Origin of the sequence: Mycolicibacterium flavescens, from assembly GCF_001722335.1 — a bacterium.
GTDB lineage: Bacteria > Actinomycetota > Actinomycetes > Mycobacteriales > Mycobacteriaceae > Mycobacterium > Mycobacterium flavescens.
Genome location: NZ_MIHA01000003.1, coordinates 380,875 through 397,093, shown reverse-complemented (window position 1 = coordinate 397,093; position 16,219 = coordinate 380,875). Strand labels below are relative to the sequence as shown.

Here is a 16,219-nt window from a genome sequence, read left to right as displayed (position 1 = left end):
TGCCACCCGGGGCGCGCCCGGCCGCGCCGCACCCTCGGCGGGCGCGGGATGGGTCGGATCGTGCGGCGGGCGTGGCCGGTCGAACGGCCGCGGCGGCACCGGCGCACCCGCACCGACCAACGCCTCCGGGTTCTCGGCCTCGTCGCGCACGACCGGGCGCCTGCGCTCGTCGGGCAGTTCGGTCTCACCGAGGCCGAGTCGCTCCTGGATGCGCTTCATCCAGCGCGGCGCCCACCAGCAGTCGTCGCCGAGCAGCTTCATCACCGCGGGCACCAGGAACATCCGGATCACGGTGGCGTCGAGCAGCAGCGCCAGCAGCAGGCCGAACGCCAGGTACTTCATCATCACCAGATCGGAGAACACGAACGCGCCCGCGACGACGGCCAACACCAGCGCCGCGCCGGTGATCAGGCGGCCGGTGGTGGCGGTGCCGATCCGGATCGCCTCGGCGGTGGACATGCCGCGCTCGCGGGCCTCCACCATGCGCGAAACCAGGAACACCTCGTAGTCGGTCGACAGACCCCAGATCACCGCGATGATCAACCCGATCATCGGCGCCATCAGCGGCTGCGGCGTGTAGTTCATCAGGCCCGAACCGTGCCCGTCGACGAACATCCAGGTGAGCACGCCCATCGTCGAACCCAGCGTCAACGCGCTCATCACCGCGGCCTTGATCGGCAACACCACCGACCCGAACGCCAGGAACATCAGGACCGTCGTCGTGACGATCAGCAGCGTGACCATCAACGGCAGCTTGTCGAACAGGCTGTGAATACTGTCCTGCTCCAAAGCCGGTGTGCCACCGACACTTACGTTGACCCCGCGCGGTGGCGTCAACTCACGGAGCTCGTTGATCTTCTTGCTCGCGTCGTTGCGGTTCTCCAGCCCGTTCTGGATCACCCGCACCGACGGATCCTTGGATCCGCCCTCCTGAACCGAGCGCTCCTGCCACATCTTCGACGGGTCGTCCTCGGGTTCGATGAACCCGGAGACCGTCATCGCCTTGGTGCGCATCTCGGCGATCTGCTGGTCGGTGATCGGTTCGCCGTCCTCGCGTTCCATCACGATGGTCAGCGGTTCGGTGCGGAACCCGGGGAACACCCGGTCGAACTCCTCCTGCGCCAGTCGCACCGAGTTGTCCGGCGGCAGATATTTCTCGCTGATGCCGCCCAGCGACAGCCCGCCCAGCGGGATGATCAGCGCGATCATCACGATGACGATCGGCGCGGCGAAGGCCACCGGCCGCTTCATCACGCGGTTGACCAGCTTGCCCCAGAAGCCCTTCTCGACTTCGGCGCGGGTCTTGGTCTTCTGGGTCTTCTCGGCGAGCCACTCCAGGTAGACCCGCATCGGCTTCCAGTTGCGGAAGAACGGCACCCGCAGCAGCGTGCGCACCCCGAGCGCGTCGACGTTGGCGCCCAGGATGCCCAGCGCCGCGGCCAGTACGGTGATCGACAGGATCGCCGCCAGCATGACCGAGGCGATGATCGCGTAGGTGATCGACTTCAGGAAGCCCTGCGGGAACAGCAGCAGCGGCACCGAGGAGGCGACCAGGATGACCGCCGAGAACATGATGGTGCGGCCCGAGGTCATCACGGTGCGCCGCACGGCGGCCTCGGTGTCGTAGCCCTCGGCGATCTCCTCGCGGAACCGGCTCACCATGAACAGCCCGTAGTCGACCGCGATGCCCAGGCCCATCAGCGTCACCACCGGCTGGGCGAAGAAGTGCACGGGCATGAACTCGGCGAGCAGGCGCATGATGCCGAGCGCGCCGGCGATGGTCAGACCGCCGATGATGCCGGGCAGCGCCGCCGCGACGACACCGCCGAACACGAAGAACAGCACCACACACACCAGCGGGATCGCCGCGACCTCGGCGCGGCGCTGGTCTTCGCCGATGCTGCCGGTCAGCTCGCTGGCCAGCGGGTTGAGGCCGGCGAGCTGGATGTCGCCGCCGTTGATCTCTAGCAGCGCCGGTTCGACGGCCTGGTAGTTCTTCAGGATCTCGTCGTCGGTGTCGCCCTTGAGCGGAATGCTGATGAACGTCTTCGACAGATCGCTGGTCTTCATCTGCTGGACGGTCTCGCTGGCGGCGTCGGGCGCCCGCAGCCAGCCCACCCAGCTGACCACCTGATCCGGATGGTCGCTGACGAAGCTGTCGAGCTCGCCGACCACTTCACGCTGCCACTCGGGGTTGTCGACCTTCTCGCCGTCGGGCGGGGTCAATATCGCGACGACGTGGCTGGTGCGGTCGCGGCCGTACACCTCGTCACCGATTACCGAGGCATGAACCGATTGGCTGCCTTCGTCATAGAAGCCGCTCTGCGTGACGTGGTTACCGAGCGAAATGCCGTAGATACCGCCACCGAGACAGAGCGCAACCATGACGCCGATGACGATGTATCGATAGCGGTACACCGTTCGACCCCACCAGGCGAACACGTAAGCTCCTTACTCGGTTTCGGCCAGATCAGCTGTTAAGTCAACACCGACCATGCGCAGTTCAGTTGTTCACACGCGAGGTCAGTAGCGAGGACAGCGGCCGGAACGGCTGCAACCATGCACCCTGCTCGGGCAGCGAATCGAGGCCGATTCGCGGTAGCGGTTCCCGGAAAACACCAGGAATGTCCTCCAGGTCGACGAACTCCAAGGTATCCGACGCTAGCGCCCAGCTCGCATGTTCGCGAAATCCGAGCACCTGGACCGGAATGCCGTCGCGGGCGATGTCCTCCAGAGGTTGTTTGAAGGCCTGCCCGTCGGCGGAGGCCACCAACACGCTGGCCAGACCCTCGCTGCGGCGCAGCGCGATGTGGTCGAGCATGTCGGTGTCGACGTCGCTGTCCTCGTCGATCTTCGGCTTCGCGAAAACCGCGAAACCCACGTTACGCAATGCTTCGACCCACGGCCGGACCACGTCGGCGCTGCCGGGGGCGATGTTGGTGAACACGGTGGCCTCGGGCTCCATCGAGACGTTCGGCCGGGTGGCCGACAGCTCGGCGGTGCGGGCCAGCAGCCAGCGGCCCAGCGCGTCGAACCGCGGGCGGTGCGCGGCCGTCGGCCGTCCGCCGATGATCGAGCCGAGCCCCATGTCGAGGTTGGGGGCGTCCCACACCAGCAGCACCCGGGCGGTTCCGTCGGTGGACGCCGGCTCGGCGGGCGAGGCCACTTCGGGGATCTGTTCGAGGTCAGCGCTCATGACGCCTTCTCCCAGAGCAGTTCGGTGACGGCGCTGCCGACGTGCTGCGCCTTGCCTTCGTACTTGGTGACCGGCCGCTGCACCGAGACCGGCAGGTCGCCGTCCGGGCCGACCCGGCGCAACCGGGGTTCGGCGTCACCGACCTCGGCGATGTGCTCGGCGTACTGCGCGTGGTCGGTGGCGGCGTGCAGCACACCGCCGGGGCGTAGCCGGTCGGCGATCAGCGCGACGGTTTCCGGTTGCAGGAGCCGGCGCTTGTGGTGGCGGGCCTTGGGCCACGGGTCGGGGAAGAACACCCGCACCGCGGTCAGCGAGTCGGGGCCGAACATGTGTTGCAGCACGTCGACGCCGTCGCCGCGGACCAGCCGGATGTTGGTGACGTTCTCGCGGTCGATGGCCGACAGCAGCTGTGCGAGCCCGCGCCGGTAGACCTCCACGGCGACCACGTCGAGGTGGGGTTCGGCCTTGGCCATCGCCAGGGTCGAGGTGCCGGTGCCGCAGCCGATCTCCAGGACGACAGGCGCCGACCGGCCGAACCAGGTGGCGGTGTCCAGTCGGGGCGCCGGAACGTCGCCGTCGCGCGCGTGCATCCCGATCTCGGGCCAGCGCCGGTCCCAGGTCGCCTGCTGAGCGGGCGAGAGCGTGCTGCGCCGCGTGCGGAAACTGGTGACGCGCCGGTGGTGATGCCGATCGGCAGGGGTCTCGGAACCCGAAGCCGCGACATCGGGTCCGGATTGGTGCATCCGTCCATGGTGGCTCATCGGAAGTGGAGTACCCGCATCGTGGTGCAGATTGATACCCAACAGTTGCCTGGCGCTGGTATGTGGCGCGTTGTCCCCAGGCCGGACCGCCAGAGGCTCGCCGCGGGCGCGTCGGGATGCCACCATCGTCGTAGCGGGCACACGTCTCGCACGAGCAGGGAGGGGCGCCCGTATTTTCGTCGACGCGCTGCACCAGATCGACGACCGGCGGCTGAAGCCGATCGTGCGCCGGCTCTCGGCGCCGACGCGGGTCGCGGTGCACGGACGCGCCGGGGTTGGCAGGCGTACCGTCGCTGCCGCGCTGACCGGCGCGGGTGTTGCGGTGGTGCCCGATTGCGCGGACGTCGACGTGCTGGTGATCGCCGAGGCGCCCAAACCCGAGGACCTGGGGTTTCTCGATGCGGACCGGCCCGCCGTCGTCGTGCTCAACAAGAGCGACCTGAGCGGCTACGGACCGGGCGGACCCCTGGCCATCGCCCAGCGCCGCGCCGCCCGGTATCGCACGGTGACCGGGCTTCCGACCGTGCCGATGGTGGCGCTGCTGGCCTCGGCCACACCGACCGACGACCTGGTCGCCGCGCTGCGGGTGCTGATCACCGAACCGGCGGACCTGACGTCGACCGACGGTTTCGTCTCCGGTGCGCATCCGCTGCCCGCCGAGACCCGTGCCCGCCTGCTCGCCGAACTGGACCGGTTCGGCATCGCGCACGCGGTGCTGGCGCTCGAGCGCGGCGCCACGGTCCCGGCGCTGACGGCGCATCTGCGGGACCTCAGCCAGGTCGCGCGGGTCGTCGACCTGGTGCAGGCGGCGGCCGCGCCGCTGCGGTACCGGCGACTGCGCCGCGCGATCAGCGAGGTGCGGGCCGTGGCGGCGCAGTCCGGCGACGAGACGCTGGCCGGGTTGCTCCGCGCCGACGAGACCGTGTTGTCGGTGATGACCGCGGCGGTCGACGTCGTGGAGGCCGCGGGCGCTGAGGTCGACCGCGCCGATGACCCCGAGGGGCACCTGCGCCGGGCCGTGCGGTGGCGGCGCTACGGGCAGGGCCCGGTCAACGCGCTGCACCGGGCGTGCGCGGCCGACATCAGCCGCGGTTCGCTGCGGCTGCTGGCCCGGGCGCAGTAGTGGTGGACCGCACGGTCGCCGAGCAGATTGCGGCGGCCGACGCCGTGGTCGCCGCCGTCGAACCGGACCTGAGCCCGCCCGCGGTGCGCGCGCGTGACGTCGTGCTGGTGACCGGCCCGTGGCTGGCCGGCAGCACCAGCCTGGTCGCCGCGCTGCGCGAACGGATGCCCGAACACACCGTCGTCGAAGCCGACGAACTCGCCGCCGGCGACGCCCCGGCCGCGGTGGTGTTCGTGGTCTCGGCGGTGACCCCGCTGACCGAATCCGACTGCGAGCTGGTCGATCTGGTCAGCCGCCACACCGACCTGGTGATCGGGGTGGTCGCCAAGATCGACACCCACCGCGACTGGCGCGACGTGCTGGCCGCCGACCGCGACGTGCTGGCCCGCTGGTCGCAGCGCTACGCGCGGGTGCCGTGGGTGGGGACGGCGGCGGCGCCGGACCTGGGCGAGCCGCGGGTCGACGAGCTCGTCGACCTGCTCCGTCAACGGCTCGCCGATCCCGACCTGGTGCGGCGAAACCGGTTGCGCGCGTGGGAGACCCGCATCGAGCAGTTGATCGACCGCTACACCGCCGACGGTGCGGGGGCCGGGCGGCGGGCGCGGGTGTCGGCGTTGCACGAGGCCCGCGACGAGGTCATGCGCGGTCGCCGGGCGGCCAAGACCGAGCACACCATCGCGCTGCGCACCCAGATCCAGCAGGCGCGCGTCCAACTCGGCTACTTCGCGCGCAACCGCTGCACGTCGGTGCGCGCCGAACTGGCCGACGACGCGTCGAAGCTGGGCCGGCGAGCGCTCGGCGGGTTCGAGGCACACGTGCGCGGGCGCGCGGCCGACGTCGTCGCCGAAGTGGAGGACGGCATCACCGCGCAGGTGGCCGACGCGGCGGCTCAGCTGCAGATGCCCGCCCCACCGCCGCCCACCGCGCCGGCGGCGAACCCCGTCATCGATCCGCCTCCGCTGAAGTCCCGGCGCCTGGAAACCCAGCTGACGACGGTGCTCGGCGCCGGGTTCGGGCTGGGGGTGGCGCTGATGGTGACCCGGCTGTTCGCCGGTCTGGCCCCCGGCCTGACGGTCGCGGGCCTGGCGGTCGGCGCGGCGGTGGGGCTGGCGGTGACCGTGTGGGTGGTGGGCATCCGCGGCCTGCTGCACGACCGCTCCGCACTGGACCGCTGGGTGTCCGAGGTGTTCAGCGCGCTGCGGGCGACGCTCGAGGAACGGGTCGCCACCCGGGTGCTGGACGCCGAGAGCGCGCTGACCGCCGAATCGGCGGCCCGCGACGAGCGGGAGGCGCAGGCCGCGCGGGCCCGGATCGCCGAGATCGACGCCGAACTGCGCCGACATGCGGTGGAGACCGCACGTGCGGCCAGCGAACGCGACCACCGGTTACCGTCGTTGCAGCGGGTGCTCGACGCGGTCCGCACCGGCAAATCCGGAGGCGCACCTGGCTGACACTTCGGCACCTGGTCGGTCGAACGGCCGAAAAAACCTCTTCTGAATCGTTCCTGTGAGTGATCGGACATGATCCCGGGTCCCCGCGGGTATCTCACCCGCGTTAACCTCTTGATAAGGAACGCAGCGCCGCCGACTTCCTGTCTGAGTGGCGCATACGGAGCCTTGGGTCCTGGCAGCAACAGACACAGGAGAGTTTCATGACCGCAGCGACCATCCCCGGTTTGGACACCGCACCGACGAAGCACAAGGGTCTGCTCGCCTGGGTTCAAGAGGTCGCCGAGCTGACGCAGCCCGACCGCGTGGTGTTCGCGGACGGCTCTGACGAGGAGAACGCCCGCCTGTGCGAGCAGCTCGTCGCCGCCGGCACCTTCAAGCGCCTCGATGACGAGAAGAAGCCGAACTCGTACCTCGCGCTGTCCGACCCCTCCGACGTGGCCCGTGTCGAGTCCCGCACCTACATCTGCACCGAGAACGAGATCGACGCCGGCCCCACCAACAACTGGATGGCGCCCGCCGAGATGCGCGAGACCATGACCGAGCTGTACCGCGGCTGTATGCGCGGGCGCACCATGTACGTGGTGCCGTTCTGCATGGGCCCGCTCGGCGCCGAGGACCCCAAGCTGGGTGTGGAGCTCACCGACTCCGAGTACGTCGTCGTCTCGATGCGCACCATGACCCGCATGGGCAAGGCCGCGCTCGACAAGATGGGCACCGACGGCTTCTTCGTCAAGGCGCTGCACTCGATCGGCGCGCCGCTGGAGCCGGGCCAGAAGGACGTGCCCTGGCCCTGCAACGACACCAAGTACATCAGCCACTTCCCGGAGACCCGCGAAATCTGGAGCTACGGTTCGGGTTACGGCGGCAACGCGCTGCTGGGCAAGAAGTGCTACTCGCTGCGCATCGCCTCGGCGATGGCCCACGACGAGGGCTGGCTCGCCGAGCACATGCTGATCCTCAAGCTGATCTCCCCCGAGAACAAGTCGTACTTCGTGGCCGCGGCGTTCCCGTCGGCGTGCGGTAAGACCAACCTCGCGATGCTGCAGCCCACGATCCCGGGCTGGCGCGCCGAGACCGTCGGCGACGACATCGCCTGGATGCGGTTCGGCAAGGACGGCCGCCTCTACGCGGTCAACCCCGAGTTCGGCTTCTTCGGCGTCGCGCCGGGCACCAACTGGAAGTCCAACCCGAACGCGATGAAGACCATCGAGGCCGGCAACACCGTGTTCACCAACGTCGCGCTCACCGACGACAACGACGTGTGGTGGGAGGACCTCGAGGGCGACCCGCAGCACCTGATCGACTGGAAGGGCCGCGACTGGACCCCCGAGTCCGGTGAGAAAGCCGCGCACCCGAACTCGCGCTACTGCACCCCGATGTCGCAGTGCCCGACGCTGGCGCCCGAGTGGGACGACCCGCAGGGTGTGCCGATCTCGGCGATCCTGTTCGGCGCCCGCCGCAAGACCACGGTTCCGTTGGTGACCGAGGCCCGCGACTGGCAGCACGGCGTGTTCCTGGGCGCCACGATGGGCTCCGAGCAGACCGCCGCCGCCGAGGGCAAGGTCGGCACGGTGCGCCGCGACCCGATGGCCATGCTGCCGTTCCTGGGCTACAACGTCGGCGACTACTTCGCGCACTGGATCAACATCGGCAAGCAGTCCGACGAGTCGCAGATGCCGAAGATCTTCTTCGTCAACTGGTTCCGCCGCGGCGACGACGGCCGCTTCCTGTGGCCGGGCTTCGGCGAGAACAGCCGCGTGATGAAGTGGGTCATCGACCGGATCGAGCAGCGCGCCGGCGGCCGCACCACCCCGATCGGCACCGTGCCCACCGCCGAGGACCTGGACCTGTCCGGCCTCGACGCCGACCCCGCTGACGTCGAGGCCGCGCTGGCGGTCAACGTCGACGAGTGGCGCCAGGAGGTCCCGCTGATCGAGGAGTGGTTCGAGTTCGTCGGCGAGAAGCTGCCGACCGGCATCAAGGACGAGTTCGACGCGCTCAAGCACCGCCTCGACGCCGAGTAACTTTCTCTGCCGCGCAACTTTCTCTGCCGAGCAGACGCGAAATGCCCCATTTCCTCCCGGATTTGGGGCATTGTGCGTCTGTTCGCGGCCGTCAGCCGGCGATGACCGCGTGCGCGACGGCCGCGCCGACCTCCTCGTCGGACAGCGTGCTGTACTCGATCAGCGTGTGCGACAGCACCGCGCGCACCATCAGCTCGGCGGCCTGAACGACGCTCACCCGCAGTTGGCTCTCGTCGACGACGGCGGTCGGTGTCACCACGCTCGCGACGGTCTGCACGAGGTCCATCCGCGAGTCCCCGATCGACAGCACGGCGTGCAGCAGCCGGTGCGGCTCGTGATCGCGGACGTAGGTGAACGCGGCGTGGCCGCGCAGATACCGCAGCGCCGACACCACCACCGAAGCCACCAGATCGGCCGGCGCGGCCGAGGTGTCGACGTCGGCCTGCACCGCGGCGAGCATGAGGCCGATCTCGTGGGCGGCGACGGCGCTGATCAGCCCGTCCTTGTCGCCGAACTCCCGGTACGCCGTCGCGCGGGACACGCGCGCGTGCTCGGCGACCTGGCTCAACGTCAGCGTGTCGACGCCGCGCTCGGCGATGAGGTCCAGCGCCGATTGCAGCAGCGCGTCGTACGACCGGGTGAAGGGCATCACCGGCATTGTTACCGACGCCGTTGACCCACAGGCCCAACTGAGACTAATTTGACATCTAGTCTCAGTTAGGAGAACCGGCGTGACCGCATCGCTCGAACCCACGGTGGATCTGAGCCCGTTCCCCGGGTTGCGCCGCTATCTCGACTCCCTGCCCGACGACGAACGCGAGGCCCGCCATGCGGAGCTGTCAGAGCTGGGGGCCGAGGATCTGAGCAGCCTCGGCGTCAGCGAGCCGCAACCCGTCGAGCACGACTACCGCATCGACGAGATCGACGGAACGATCCCCGCCGAACTGCGCGGCACCCTGTACCGCGACGGCCCCGGGCGCTGGGAGGACTACACCGGCCGCCCGCTGCACCATCTGTTCGACGGCGACGGCATGCTGTCGGCGTTCACGATCGACGGGTCCGGTGTGCACTACCGCAACCGGTACGTGCGCACGAACCACTTCCGCGGCAAGGGCTCGGTGAGCCACATGGGCACCGCGGCGCCCGGCGGGTGGCGCAAGAACATCGGTCGCGTCCCGCCGAACCTGGCCAACACCAACGTCGTCAAGCACGCCGGTCGCCTCTTCGCGCTGTGGGAGGGCGGACCGCCGCACGAGATCGACCCCGACACCCTCGAAACCCTCGGGGCGCGCCGCTTCGGGGGCGAACTTCGTTGGCTGGGAACCTATTCCGCGTATCCCAGCTTCTGCCCGGACAGCGGCGCGATGTACAACTTCGGGGTCGAGCTGATCCCGCGTCCGCACCTGCGGATCTACCGCACCGACCGCACCGGACGACTGCGGCACCTGCGGTCGACGCCGCTGCCGTACACGGCGATGGTGCACGACTTCACGATCACCGAGCGGTACCTGGTGTTCCTGGTCTCCCCGCTCATCCCGGACGCGATGGCGGTGGCGCTCGGGCGCGCGACCATCGGCGACACCCTGCGGTACCGGCCCGAGCGCGGCAGCGAGTTCCTGCTCGTCCCGCGCGACGGCGGACAGATCCGTCGCGTCGAGTGCGAGGCGGTGCTGCAGTTCCACCTCAGCAACGCGTACGACGACGGCAGCGACGTCGTCGTCGACGCCATCACCTACGGCGACGGCCGGCTGGCCGAACGGATCGCGCGGTTCCACACGGCGTCGCTGTCCGACGCGCCGTCGGAGTTCACGCGGTTCCGGGTCACCGCGTCCGGCCGGGTCCTGTCCGAGCCGCTGAGCGCCGGCCCGTGTGAGTTCCCGCGACACCATCCGGGCCGGGAGGGCCGCGCGCACCGGTTCGCGTACTACAACACCCGTCGCCGCCTCGGCGCGTTCTACGACACGGTGAGCAAGCTGGACCTGACCGATCAGACCGAGCAGGACCACCCCGCTTCCGGCCCGGGCAACAGCTTCTGCGAGCCGGTCTTCACCCCGCGCCCGGGCGGCACCGCCGAGGACGACGGCTGGCTGCTGACGGTGGAGTACGACGCGGTCCGGCGCGCCTCACAGCTGGTCATTCTCGACGCCAGAGACCTTGCGAGAGGACCGCTGGCGACCGCGGCGCTGACCCACCACATCCCGCAGGGGTTCCACGGGAACTTCGCGCCCGCCTAGAATCCGCACCACTGTTGACACCTGTCAACTCGGTTTGAGTACAGTCAGCCCATGCAGATCCGCGAACATGCCGAGGCCACGCCCGACAAGCCCGCCATCATCATGCATCCGAGCGGCACGACCGTGACGTTCGCCGAACTCGAGGCGCGGGCCAACCGGCTGGCCCACCATTTCCGCCGGCACGGGTTCGTCGAAGGGGACACCGTCGCGATCCTGATGGAGAACAACGAGCACATGCACGCCGTCATGTGGGCGGCGCGGCGCAGCGGTCTGTACTACGTCCCGATCAACACGCACCTGACGTCCGCCGAGGCGGCCTACATCATCGACAACAGCAACGCCAAGGGCATCATCGGCTCGGCGGCGCTGCGCAAGACGCTCGAGGGTCTCGGTGCCGAACTGCCCAACGGCCTGCCGGAGCTGCTGCTCATCGCCGACGGCGACTTGGACGGCTGGCAGCGTTACCCCGAATGCGTTGCCGCGCACCCCGACACCCCGATCGCCGACGAGATCGAGGGCGATCTGCTGCAGTACTCGTCGGGCACCACCGGACGCCCGAAAGGCATCAAACGCGAACTGCCGCACCTATCGCCGGCCGAAGCCCCCGGGCTGATGACGATGCTGGTCGCGGTGTGGATGCAGCCCGATTCGGTGTATCTGAGCCCGGCGCCGCTCTACCACACGGCCCCGTCGGTCTGGTCGATGACGGTGCAGGCCGCCGGGTACACGACGGTCGTGATGGAGAAGTTCGACGCCGAGGGCGCGTTGGACGCGATCCAGCGCTACGGTGTCACCCACGGGCAGTTCGTGCCGGTGATGTTCACCCGGATGCTCAAACTGCCGGATTCGGTGCGCAATTCGTACGACGTCTCCAGCCTCAAGCGCGTCATCCACGCCGCCGCGCCGTGTCCGGTGGAGATCAAGAAGCAGATGATCGACTGGTGGGGCCCGATCATCGACGAGTACTACGCCTCCTCGGAGGCGCACGGGTCGACGCTGATCAGCGCCGAGGAGTGGCTCACACACCCGGGTTCGGTCGGCAAGCCGATGACCGGCACCCTGCACATCTGCGACGAGGACGGAAACGAACTGCCGCCCTTTGAACCCGGCGAGATCTATTTCGAGGGCGGGCACACGTTCGAGTACCTCAACGACCCGGACAAGACCGCCAAGGCGCAGAACAAGCACGGCTGGATGACCGTCGGCGACATCGGCTACGTCGACGAGGAGGGCTACCTCTACCTGACCGACCGCAGGCACCACATGATCATCTCGGGCGGTGTGAACATCTACCCGCAGGAAGCCGAGAACATGCTGGTGACGCACCCGAAGGTGTTGGACGCGGCGGTGTTCGGCGTGCCCGACGACGAGATGGGCCAGCGGGTGCACGGCGCGGTGCAGACCGTCGACCCCGCTGACGCCACCCCCGAGTTCGGCGACGAGCTGATCGCCTGGCTGCGGGACCGGCTGGCGCACTACAAGTGTCCGCGCACGCTGACGTTCGAACCGCAGATGCCGCGCACCGACACCGGCAAGCTGTACAAGCAGGAGCTGATCAAGAAGTACTCGTGACCACGATCGAACTGGCCGGCGGGATCGTCGTCGCCGTCGGGTCCGCTTCGGACGACGCCACTTTCACGCTCACCGAGGACGACACCGACGACCCGCGGTCGGTCACCGTCGCGTCGGTCTCCGCGGCCCTCGAGGAGCTGCGCGAACGGTGCGAGCGGTGGCCGCATGCCGCCGGAATCTGCGACGACGTGCTGCGGGCCGCCGACGTCGAGGCCCCGGCGTTCAACGGCGTCATCACCGAGTCGCTGGCGTACTCGACGCTGCAGTCGGGCCCGGAGTTCGCGCGCTGGCTCGCCGAGCGCGGGCCTGCGCAGGTCCCCGTGTTACCGGAACCCGTTGTGGCCGAACGGGTCGACGACACGCTGCACGTGAGGTTCAACCGCGCCCAGCGGCACAACGCGTTCTCCACCGATGCACGCGCCGCGCTGCTCGAAGCGCTGGAGGTGGCGCGGCTGGACCCGTCGGTCACCGAGGTCGTGTTGTCCGGCAACGGGCCGTCGTTCTGCAGCGGAGGGGACCTCGCCGAGTTCGGCAGCTTCGCCGATCCGGCCAGCGCGCACTTCGCCAGGACCCGCTACAGCCCGGCGCTGGTGCTCGCGGAACTCGCTGAGCGACTGGGGAATCGGTGCCGGGCGGTGGTGCACGGCCGGGTGCTGGGCAGCGGGCTCGAGATGGCGGCGTTCTGCGGGCGTGTGCAGTCGAGCGCCGACGCGGTGTTCGGGCTGCCCGAACTCACGCTCGGTTTGCTGCCCGGCGCCGGCGGTACGGTGAGTGTCACGCGGCGAATCGGCCGCTGGCGCACCGCCTATCTGGTGTTGTCCGGCCGGGCCGTCGACGCGGAGACTGCCCTGCGGTGGGGCCTCATCGACTCCATCATCGAGTGACTTCGGTGCGCTACCAGTCGCTGAGCGATCGGTAGCGCGCCGAAATCACAACTAGCCTGAGCGGCGCAGCGTCACGCGGTAGGTGTACTGCTCGGGCAGGAAGTGGCTGACCGACAGTTCGACCGGGCGGCCCTCGGCGTCCGAGTACAGCCGGTCCACCCGCAGCATCGGGTGACCGGGCTCGCAGTGCACCGCGGCCGCAACCCCGGCGTCGGCTCGCGACACCGTGATCGACTGTGCCGCTTCGACGATAGGGGCGTCGAGGTGCGGTTCGAGTACTCCGATCACGGTCTGCGTGCCGACTGCTCCGTCCGCCAGTTCCGCCGAGTCCACCACCGATGCGGCCACCGCGGGTGGCAGGTGCACGGTCGTCGACACGAACGGCAGACCGGCGTGCAGCCGTCGGAACAGCACCGTGAACACCGCGTCGCCGTCGAGGCGCAACCGGCTCGCGGCCGCCACGTCGACGCGTCTGCGCAACCCGCTCAGCACCTCCATCGAGGTGTCGTCGGACAGGCTCATCAGGTCTTCGATCGAACCGAGCTGACGGAGATACCGGCCACCGACGTCGCTGGCGTAGGTGCCGCGACCGGGCACCCGGTACACCACGCCCTCGGCCACCAGGTCCTGGAACGCCCGCCGCACCGTCTGCCGCGACAGGCCGTGTGCAGCAACGAGTTCGGACTCCGTCGGTAGCCGCGCACCGTCACGGTAGCGGCCCTCGGCGATCTCGTCGCGCAGCTGGTCCCGCAGCACCTGGTACGCGGGCTTCATCGTCAGACGCCGCCCCGGGCCACCAGTTGCGAGGCGATCACATTGCGCTGGATCTCGTTGGTGCCCTCGCCGACGATCATCAGCGGCGCGTCCCGGAAATAGCGTTCGACGTCGTACTCGGTGGAATAGCCGTAGCCGCCGTGGATCCGGACGGCGTTGAGCGCGATCTCCATCGCCACCTCGGAGGCGAACAGCTTGGCCATCCCGGCCTCCATGTCGCAGCGTTCGCCGCTGTCGTACCGTTCGGCGGCGTAGCGGGTCAACTGCCGCGCGGCGGTCAACTTGGTCGCCATGTCGGCCAGATAGTTGCCGACGGACTGGTGCTTCCAGATCGGCTGGCCGAAGCTCTCCCGCTCCTGCGCGTAGCGCAGCGCGTCCTCCAGCGCGGCCGTCGCGACACCCAGAGCACGCGAGGCCACCTGAATACGGCCGGTCTCAAGCCCTTTCATCATCTGCCCGAAACCCTTACCGGGCTCGCCGCCGAGGATCGCCGACGCCGGTACCCGACAGTCGTCGAACACCAGCTCGCAGGACTCGACACCCTTGTAGCCGAGTTTGGGCAGGTCGCGCGACACCGACAACCCGGTGGTGCCCTGCTCGACCAGCACCACCGAGATACCCCGGTGCCGCGGTGTGGCCGCCGGGTCGGTCTTGCACAGAAGCGCGATCAGCCCGGACCGGCGTGCGTTGGAGATCCACGTCTTGGAGCCGTTGATGGTCAGCCCGCCGCCCTCGGACGGCAGCGCCACCGTCGTCATGTTCTGCAGATCCGAACCGCCGCCCGGTTCGGTCAACGCCATCGTCGCGCGCACCTCTCCGGTGGCCATCGCGGGTAGATACCGGCGCTTCTGGTCCTCGGTGCCGAACAGGGTGAGCAGTTTGGCGACGACGGTGTGCCCGCCCATCGCGCCTGCCAGGCTCATCCAGCCGCGCGACAACTCCTGGGTGACCTCGACGTAGCACGGCATCGACACCGGTGAGCCGCCGTACTCCTCGGGGATCGCCAGCCCGTAGATGCCGATCTGCTTCATCTGCTCGATCCACGCCTCGGGGTACTCGTTGGCGTGTTCGACGTCGCGCACCCGCGGCTTGACCTCACGGTCGATGAAAGCCCGCACGGTGGCGACCAACATGGTTTCTTCTTCACTGAGCGTGTTCATATGTACGGCCATATTGACACTTTGTCCGGCCGAATGCCAGAGTGGGCAGCCGTGAGCGGCCCCTACTTCGACGACCTGCGGGTCGGGCAGGTATTCGACACCGCACCGTCGATGACGCTGACCGACGGCGCCGCGGCCGTGCACCAGTCGATCCTCGGCGACCGGCTGCGCCTGGCCTTGGACGCCGAACTCGCGGCGGCCGTCACCGGCGCCACCGGGCCCCTGGCCCATCCCGCGCTGGTGTGCGATGTCGCGATCGGCCAGACCACCCTGGTGACCCAGCGGGTCAAGGCCAACCTGTTCTACCGCGGGCTGAGGTTTCACCGGTACCCCGTCATCGGCGACTCGCTGTTCACCCGCACCGAAGTCGTTGGGCTGAAACAGAATTCCGCCAAGCCCGGCCGTGCCCCGACGGGTCTGGCCGCGCTGCGGATGACCACCGTGGACCAGCTGGGCCGGATGGTTCTCGACTTCTACCGGTGCGCGATGCTGCCGCTACGCGACGGTGCAGGCGACACCGGACACGCCGACGACCTGGCCGCCGTCGGCGCCGAAGCCCTGCCCACGCCGGACCCGACCGCCGACTGGGACGCCGAGGCCTACCGCGCGCGCGTCGCCGGCGACCACTTCGATGCGGGCCTGGCCGGCGCGGTGCTGCACAGCACCGGCGACGTCGTCAGCAGCGCCCCGGAGTTGGCCCGGCTGTCGCTGAACATCGCTGCCACCCACCATGATCGCCGCGTCGCCGGGCAGCGGCTGGTCTACGGCGGGCACACCATCGGGCTGGCGCTGGCGCAGGCCACCCGGCTCCTGCCGAACCTGGTGACCGTGCTGGCCTGGCAGTCCTGTGACCACACCGGCCCGGTCCACGAGGGTGACACCCTCTTCAGTGAACTGCACGTCGAGCGCGCCGACCCGCTGCCCGACGGTCGCGGCGGCGTGCTCACCCTGCGATCGGTGGTCCATGCCGCCGGTGAGCCCGACCGCGAGGTGCTCGACTGGCGTTTCACCGCGTTGCAGTTCTGAACCCCGCTCCCTTT

The 16,219-nt window shown here is 69.3% G+C and carries 13 protein-coding genes; 7 read left to right on the top strand and 6 right to left on the bottom strand.

What is annotated here, in order from left to right:
• The 3 genes from mmpL3 to trmB form a co-directional block, all read right to left on the bottom strand.
• The coding region (gene mmpL3 / locus BHQ18_RS06275; RefSeq protein WP_069412744.1) for a trehalose monomycolate exporter MmpL3 at positions 1-2,442 on the bottom strand (2,442 nt) is incomplete at its 3' end.
• 61 nt (positions 2,443-2,503) lie between these two features.
• Complete coding sequence (locus BHQ18_RS06270; protein WP_069412686.1) at positions 2,504-3,196, bottom strand: NYN domain-containing protein; 693 nt, start codon at positions 3,194-3,196, stop codon at positions 2,504-2,506.
• On the bottom strand, positions 3,193-3,957 hold the full coding sequence (gene trmB / locus BHQ18_RS06265) for a tRNA (guanosine(46)-N7)-methyltransferase TrmB (protein ID WP_069412685.1): 765 nt from the start codon (positions 3,955-3,957) through the stop codon (positions 3,193-3,195). Before trmB ends, BHQ18_RS06270 begins: the two co-directional genes overlap by 4 nt.
• Before the next feature lie 220 nt (positions 3,958-4,177).
• On the opposite strand from trmB, the gene BHQ18_RS06260 reads away from it, so the two are divergent.
• From BHQ18_RS06260 to BHQ18_RS06250, 3 genes are all read left to right on the top strand, one after another.
• Positions 4,178-5,080 (top strand): putative GTPase, encoded by a 903-nt coding sequence (locus BHQ18_RS06260; RefSeq protein ID WP_234794092.1) that lies wholly within the window; start codon positions 4,178-4,180, stop codon positions 5,078-5,080.
• A 2-nt stretch (positions 5,081-5,082) separates the two neighbouring features.
• Positions 5,083-6,531 carry a hypothetical protein gene (locus BHQ18_RS06255; protein ID WP_234794086.1) on the top strand — a complete coding sequence of 483 codons (1,449 nt, stop codon included), beginning with the start codon at positions 5,083-5,085 and terminating at the stop codon, positions 6,529-6,531.
• A gap of 200 nt (positions 6,532-6,731) precedes the next feature.
• A complete protein-coding gene (locus BHQ18_RS06250; protein WP_069412683.1) occupies positions 6,732-8,555 on the top strand; it encodes a phosphoenolpyruvate carboxykinase (GTP) in 1,824 nt (607 codons plus the stop codon).
• Between the two features lie 91 nt (positions 8,556-8,646).
• On the opposite strand, the gene BHQ18_RS06245 is transcribed toward BHQ18_RS06250, so the two are convergent.
• A complete protein-coding gene (locus tag BHQ18_RS06245) occupies positions 8,647-9,204 on the bottom strand; it encodes a TetR/AcrR family transcriptional regulator (RefSeq protein WP_069412742.1) in 558 nt (185 codons plus the stop codon).
• Positions 9,205-9,286: 82 nt separating this feature from the next.
• Between BHQ18_RS06245 and BHQ18_RS06240 the strand changes: the two genes are divergently transcribed.
• The 3 genes from BHQ18_RS06240 to BHQ18_RS06230 are packed head-to-tail and all read left to right on the top strand — an operon-like array spanning position 9,287 to position 13,245.
• A complete protein-coding gene (locus BHQ18_RS06240) occupies positions 9,287-10,789 on the top strand; it encodes a carotenoid oxygenase family protein (protein WP_069412682.1) in 1,503 nt (500 codons plus the stop codon).
• A 51-nt stretch (positions 10,790-10,840) separates the two neighbouring features.
• Positions 10,841-12,361 (top strand): fatty-acid--CoA ligase FadD4, encoded by a 1,521-nt coding sequence (fadD4, locus tag BHQ18_RS06235; RefSeq protein ID WP_069412681.1) that lies wholly within the window; start codon positions 10,841-10,843, stop codon positions 12,359-12,361.
• A complete protein-coding gene (locus tag BHQ18_RS06230; protein ID WP_069412680.1) occupies positions 12,358-13,245 on the top strand; it encodes an enoyl-CoA hydratase/isomerase family protein in 888 nt (295 codons plus the stop codon). The genes fadD4 and BHQ18_RS06230 overlap by 4 nt, the downstream gene beginning before the upstream one ends.
• A gap of 51 nt (positions 13,246-13,296) precedes the next feature.
• Here the strand turns inward: BHQ18_RS06230 and BHQ18_RS06225 are convergent, their stop codons facing one another.
• On the bottom strand, positions 13,297-14,019 hold the full coding sequence (locus BHQ18_RS06225) for a GntR family transcriptional regulator (RefSeq protein WP_069412679.1): 723 nt from the start codon (positions 14,017-14,019) through the stop codon (positions 13,297-13,299).
• Positions 14,020-14,021: 2 nt separating this feature from the next.
• Positions 14,022-15,179 carry an acyl-CoA dehydrogenase family protein gene (locus BHQ18_RS06220; RefSeq protein WP_069412678.1) on the bottom strand — a complete coding sequence of 386 codons (1,158 nt, stop codon included), beginning with the start codon at positions 15,177-15,179 and terminating at the stop codon, positions 14,022-14,024.
• Between the two features lie 33 nt (positions 15,180-15,212).
• Here BHQ18_RS06220 and BHQ18_RS06215 point away from each other — a divergent pair, with 33 nt between their 5' ends.
• Positions 15,213-16,205, top strand: coding sequence for a MaoC family dehydratase (locus BHQ18_RS06215; RefSeq protein WP_205866050.1), 993 nt, complete (start codon positions 15,213-15,215; stop codon positions 16,203-16,205).
• The last annotated feature ends 14 nt before the right edge of the window (positions 16,206-16,219 follow it).

Excerpts from the sequence above, each read along its gene's own strand:
- BHQ18_RS06245 (WP_069412742.1), bottom strand. The coding sequence starts at position 9,204 with ATGCCCTTCACCCGGTCGTACGACGCGCTGCTGCAATCGGCGCTGGAC.
- fadD4 (WP_069412681.1), top strand. The coding sequence starts at position 10,841 with ATGCAGATCCGCGAACATGCCGAGGCCACGCCCGACAAGCCCGCCATC.
- BHQ18_RS06220 (WP_069412678.1), bottom strand. The coding sequence starts at position 15,179 with ATGAACACGCTCAGTGAAGAAGAAACCATGTTGGTCGCCACCGTGCGG.
- BHQ18_RS06225 (WP_069412679.1), bottom strand. The coding sequence starts at position 14,019 with ATGAAGCCCGCGTACCAGGTGCTGCGGGACCAGCTGCGCGACGAGATC.
- BHQ18_RS06215 (WP_205866050.1), top strand. The coding sequence starts at position 15,213 with ATGCCAGAGTGGGCAGCCGTGAGCGGCCCCTACTTCGACGACCTGCGG.
- BHQ18_RS06270 (WP_069412686.1), bottom strand. The coding sequence starts at position 3,196 with ATGAGCGCTGACCTCGAACAGATCCCCGAAGTGGCCTCGCCCGCCGAG.
- BHQ18_RS06250 (WP_069412683.1), top strand. The coding sequence starts at position 6,732 with ATGACCGCAGCGACCATCCCCGGTTTGGACACCGCACCGACGAAGCAC.
- trmB (WP_069412685.1), bottom strand. The coding sequence starts at position 3,957 with ATGAGCCACCATGGACGGATGCACCAATCCGGACCCGATGTCGCGGCT.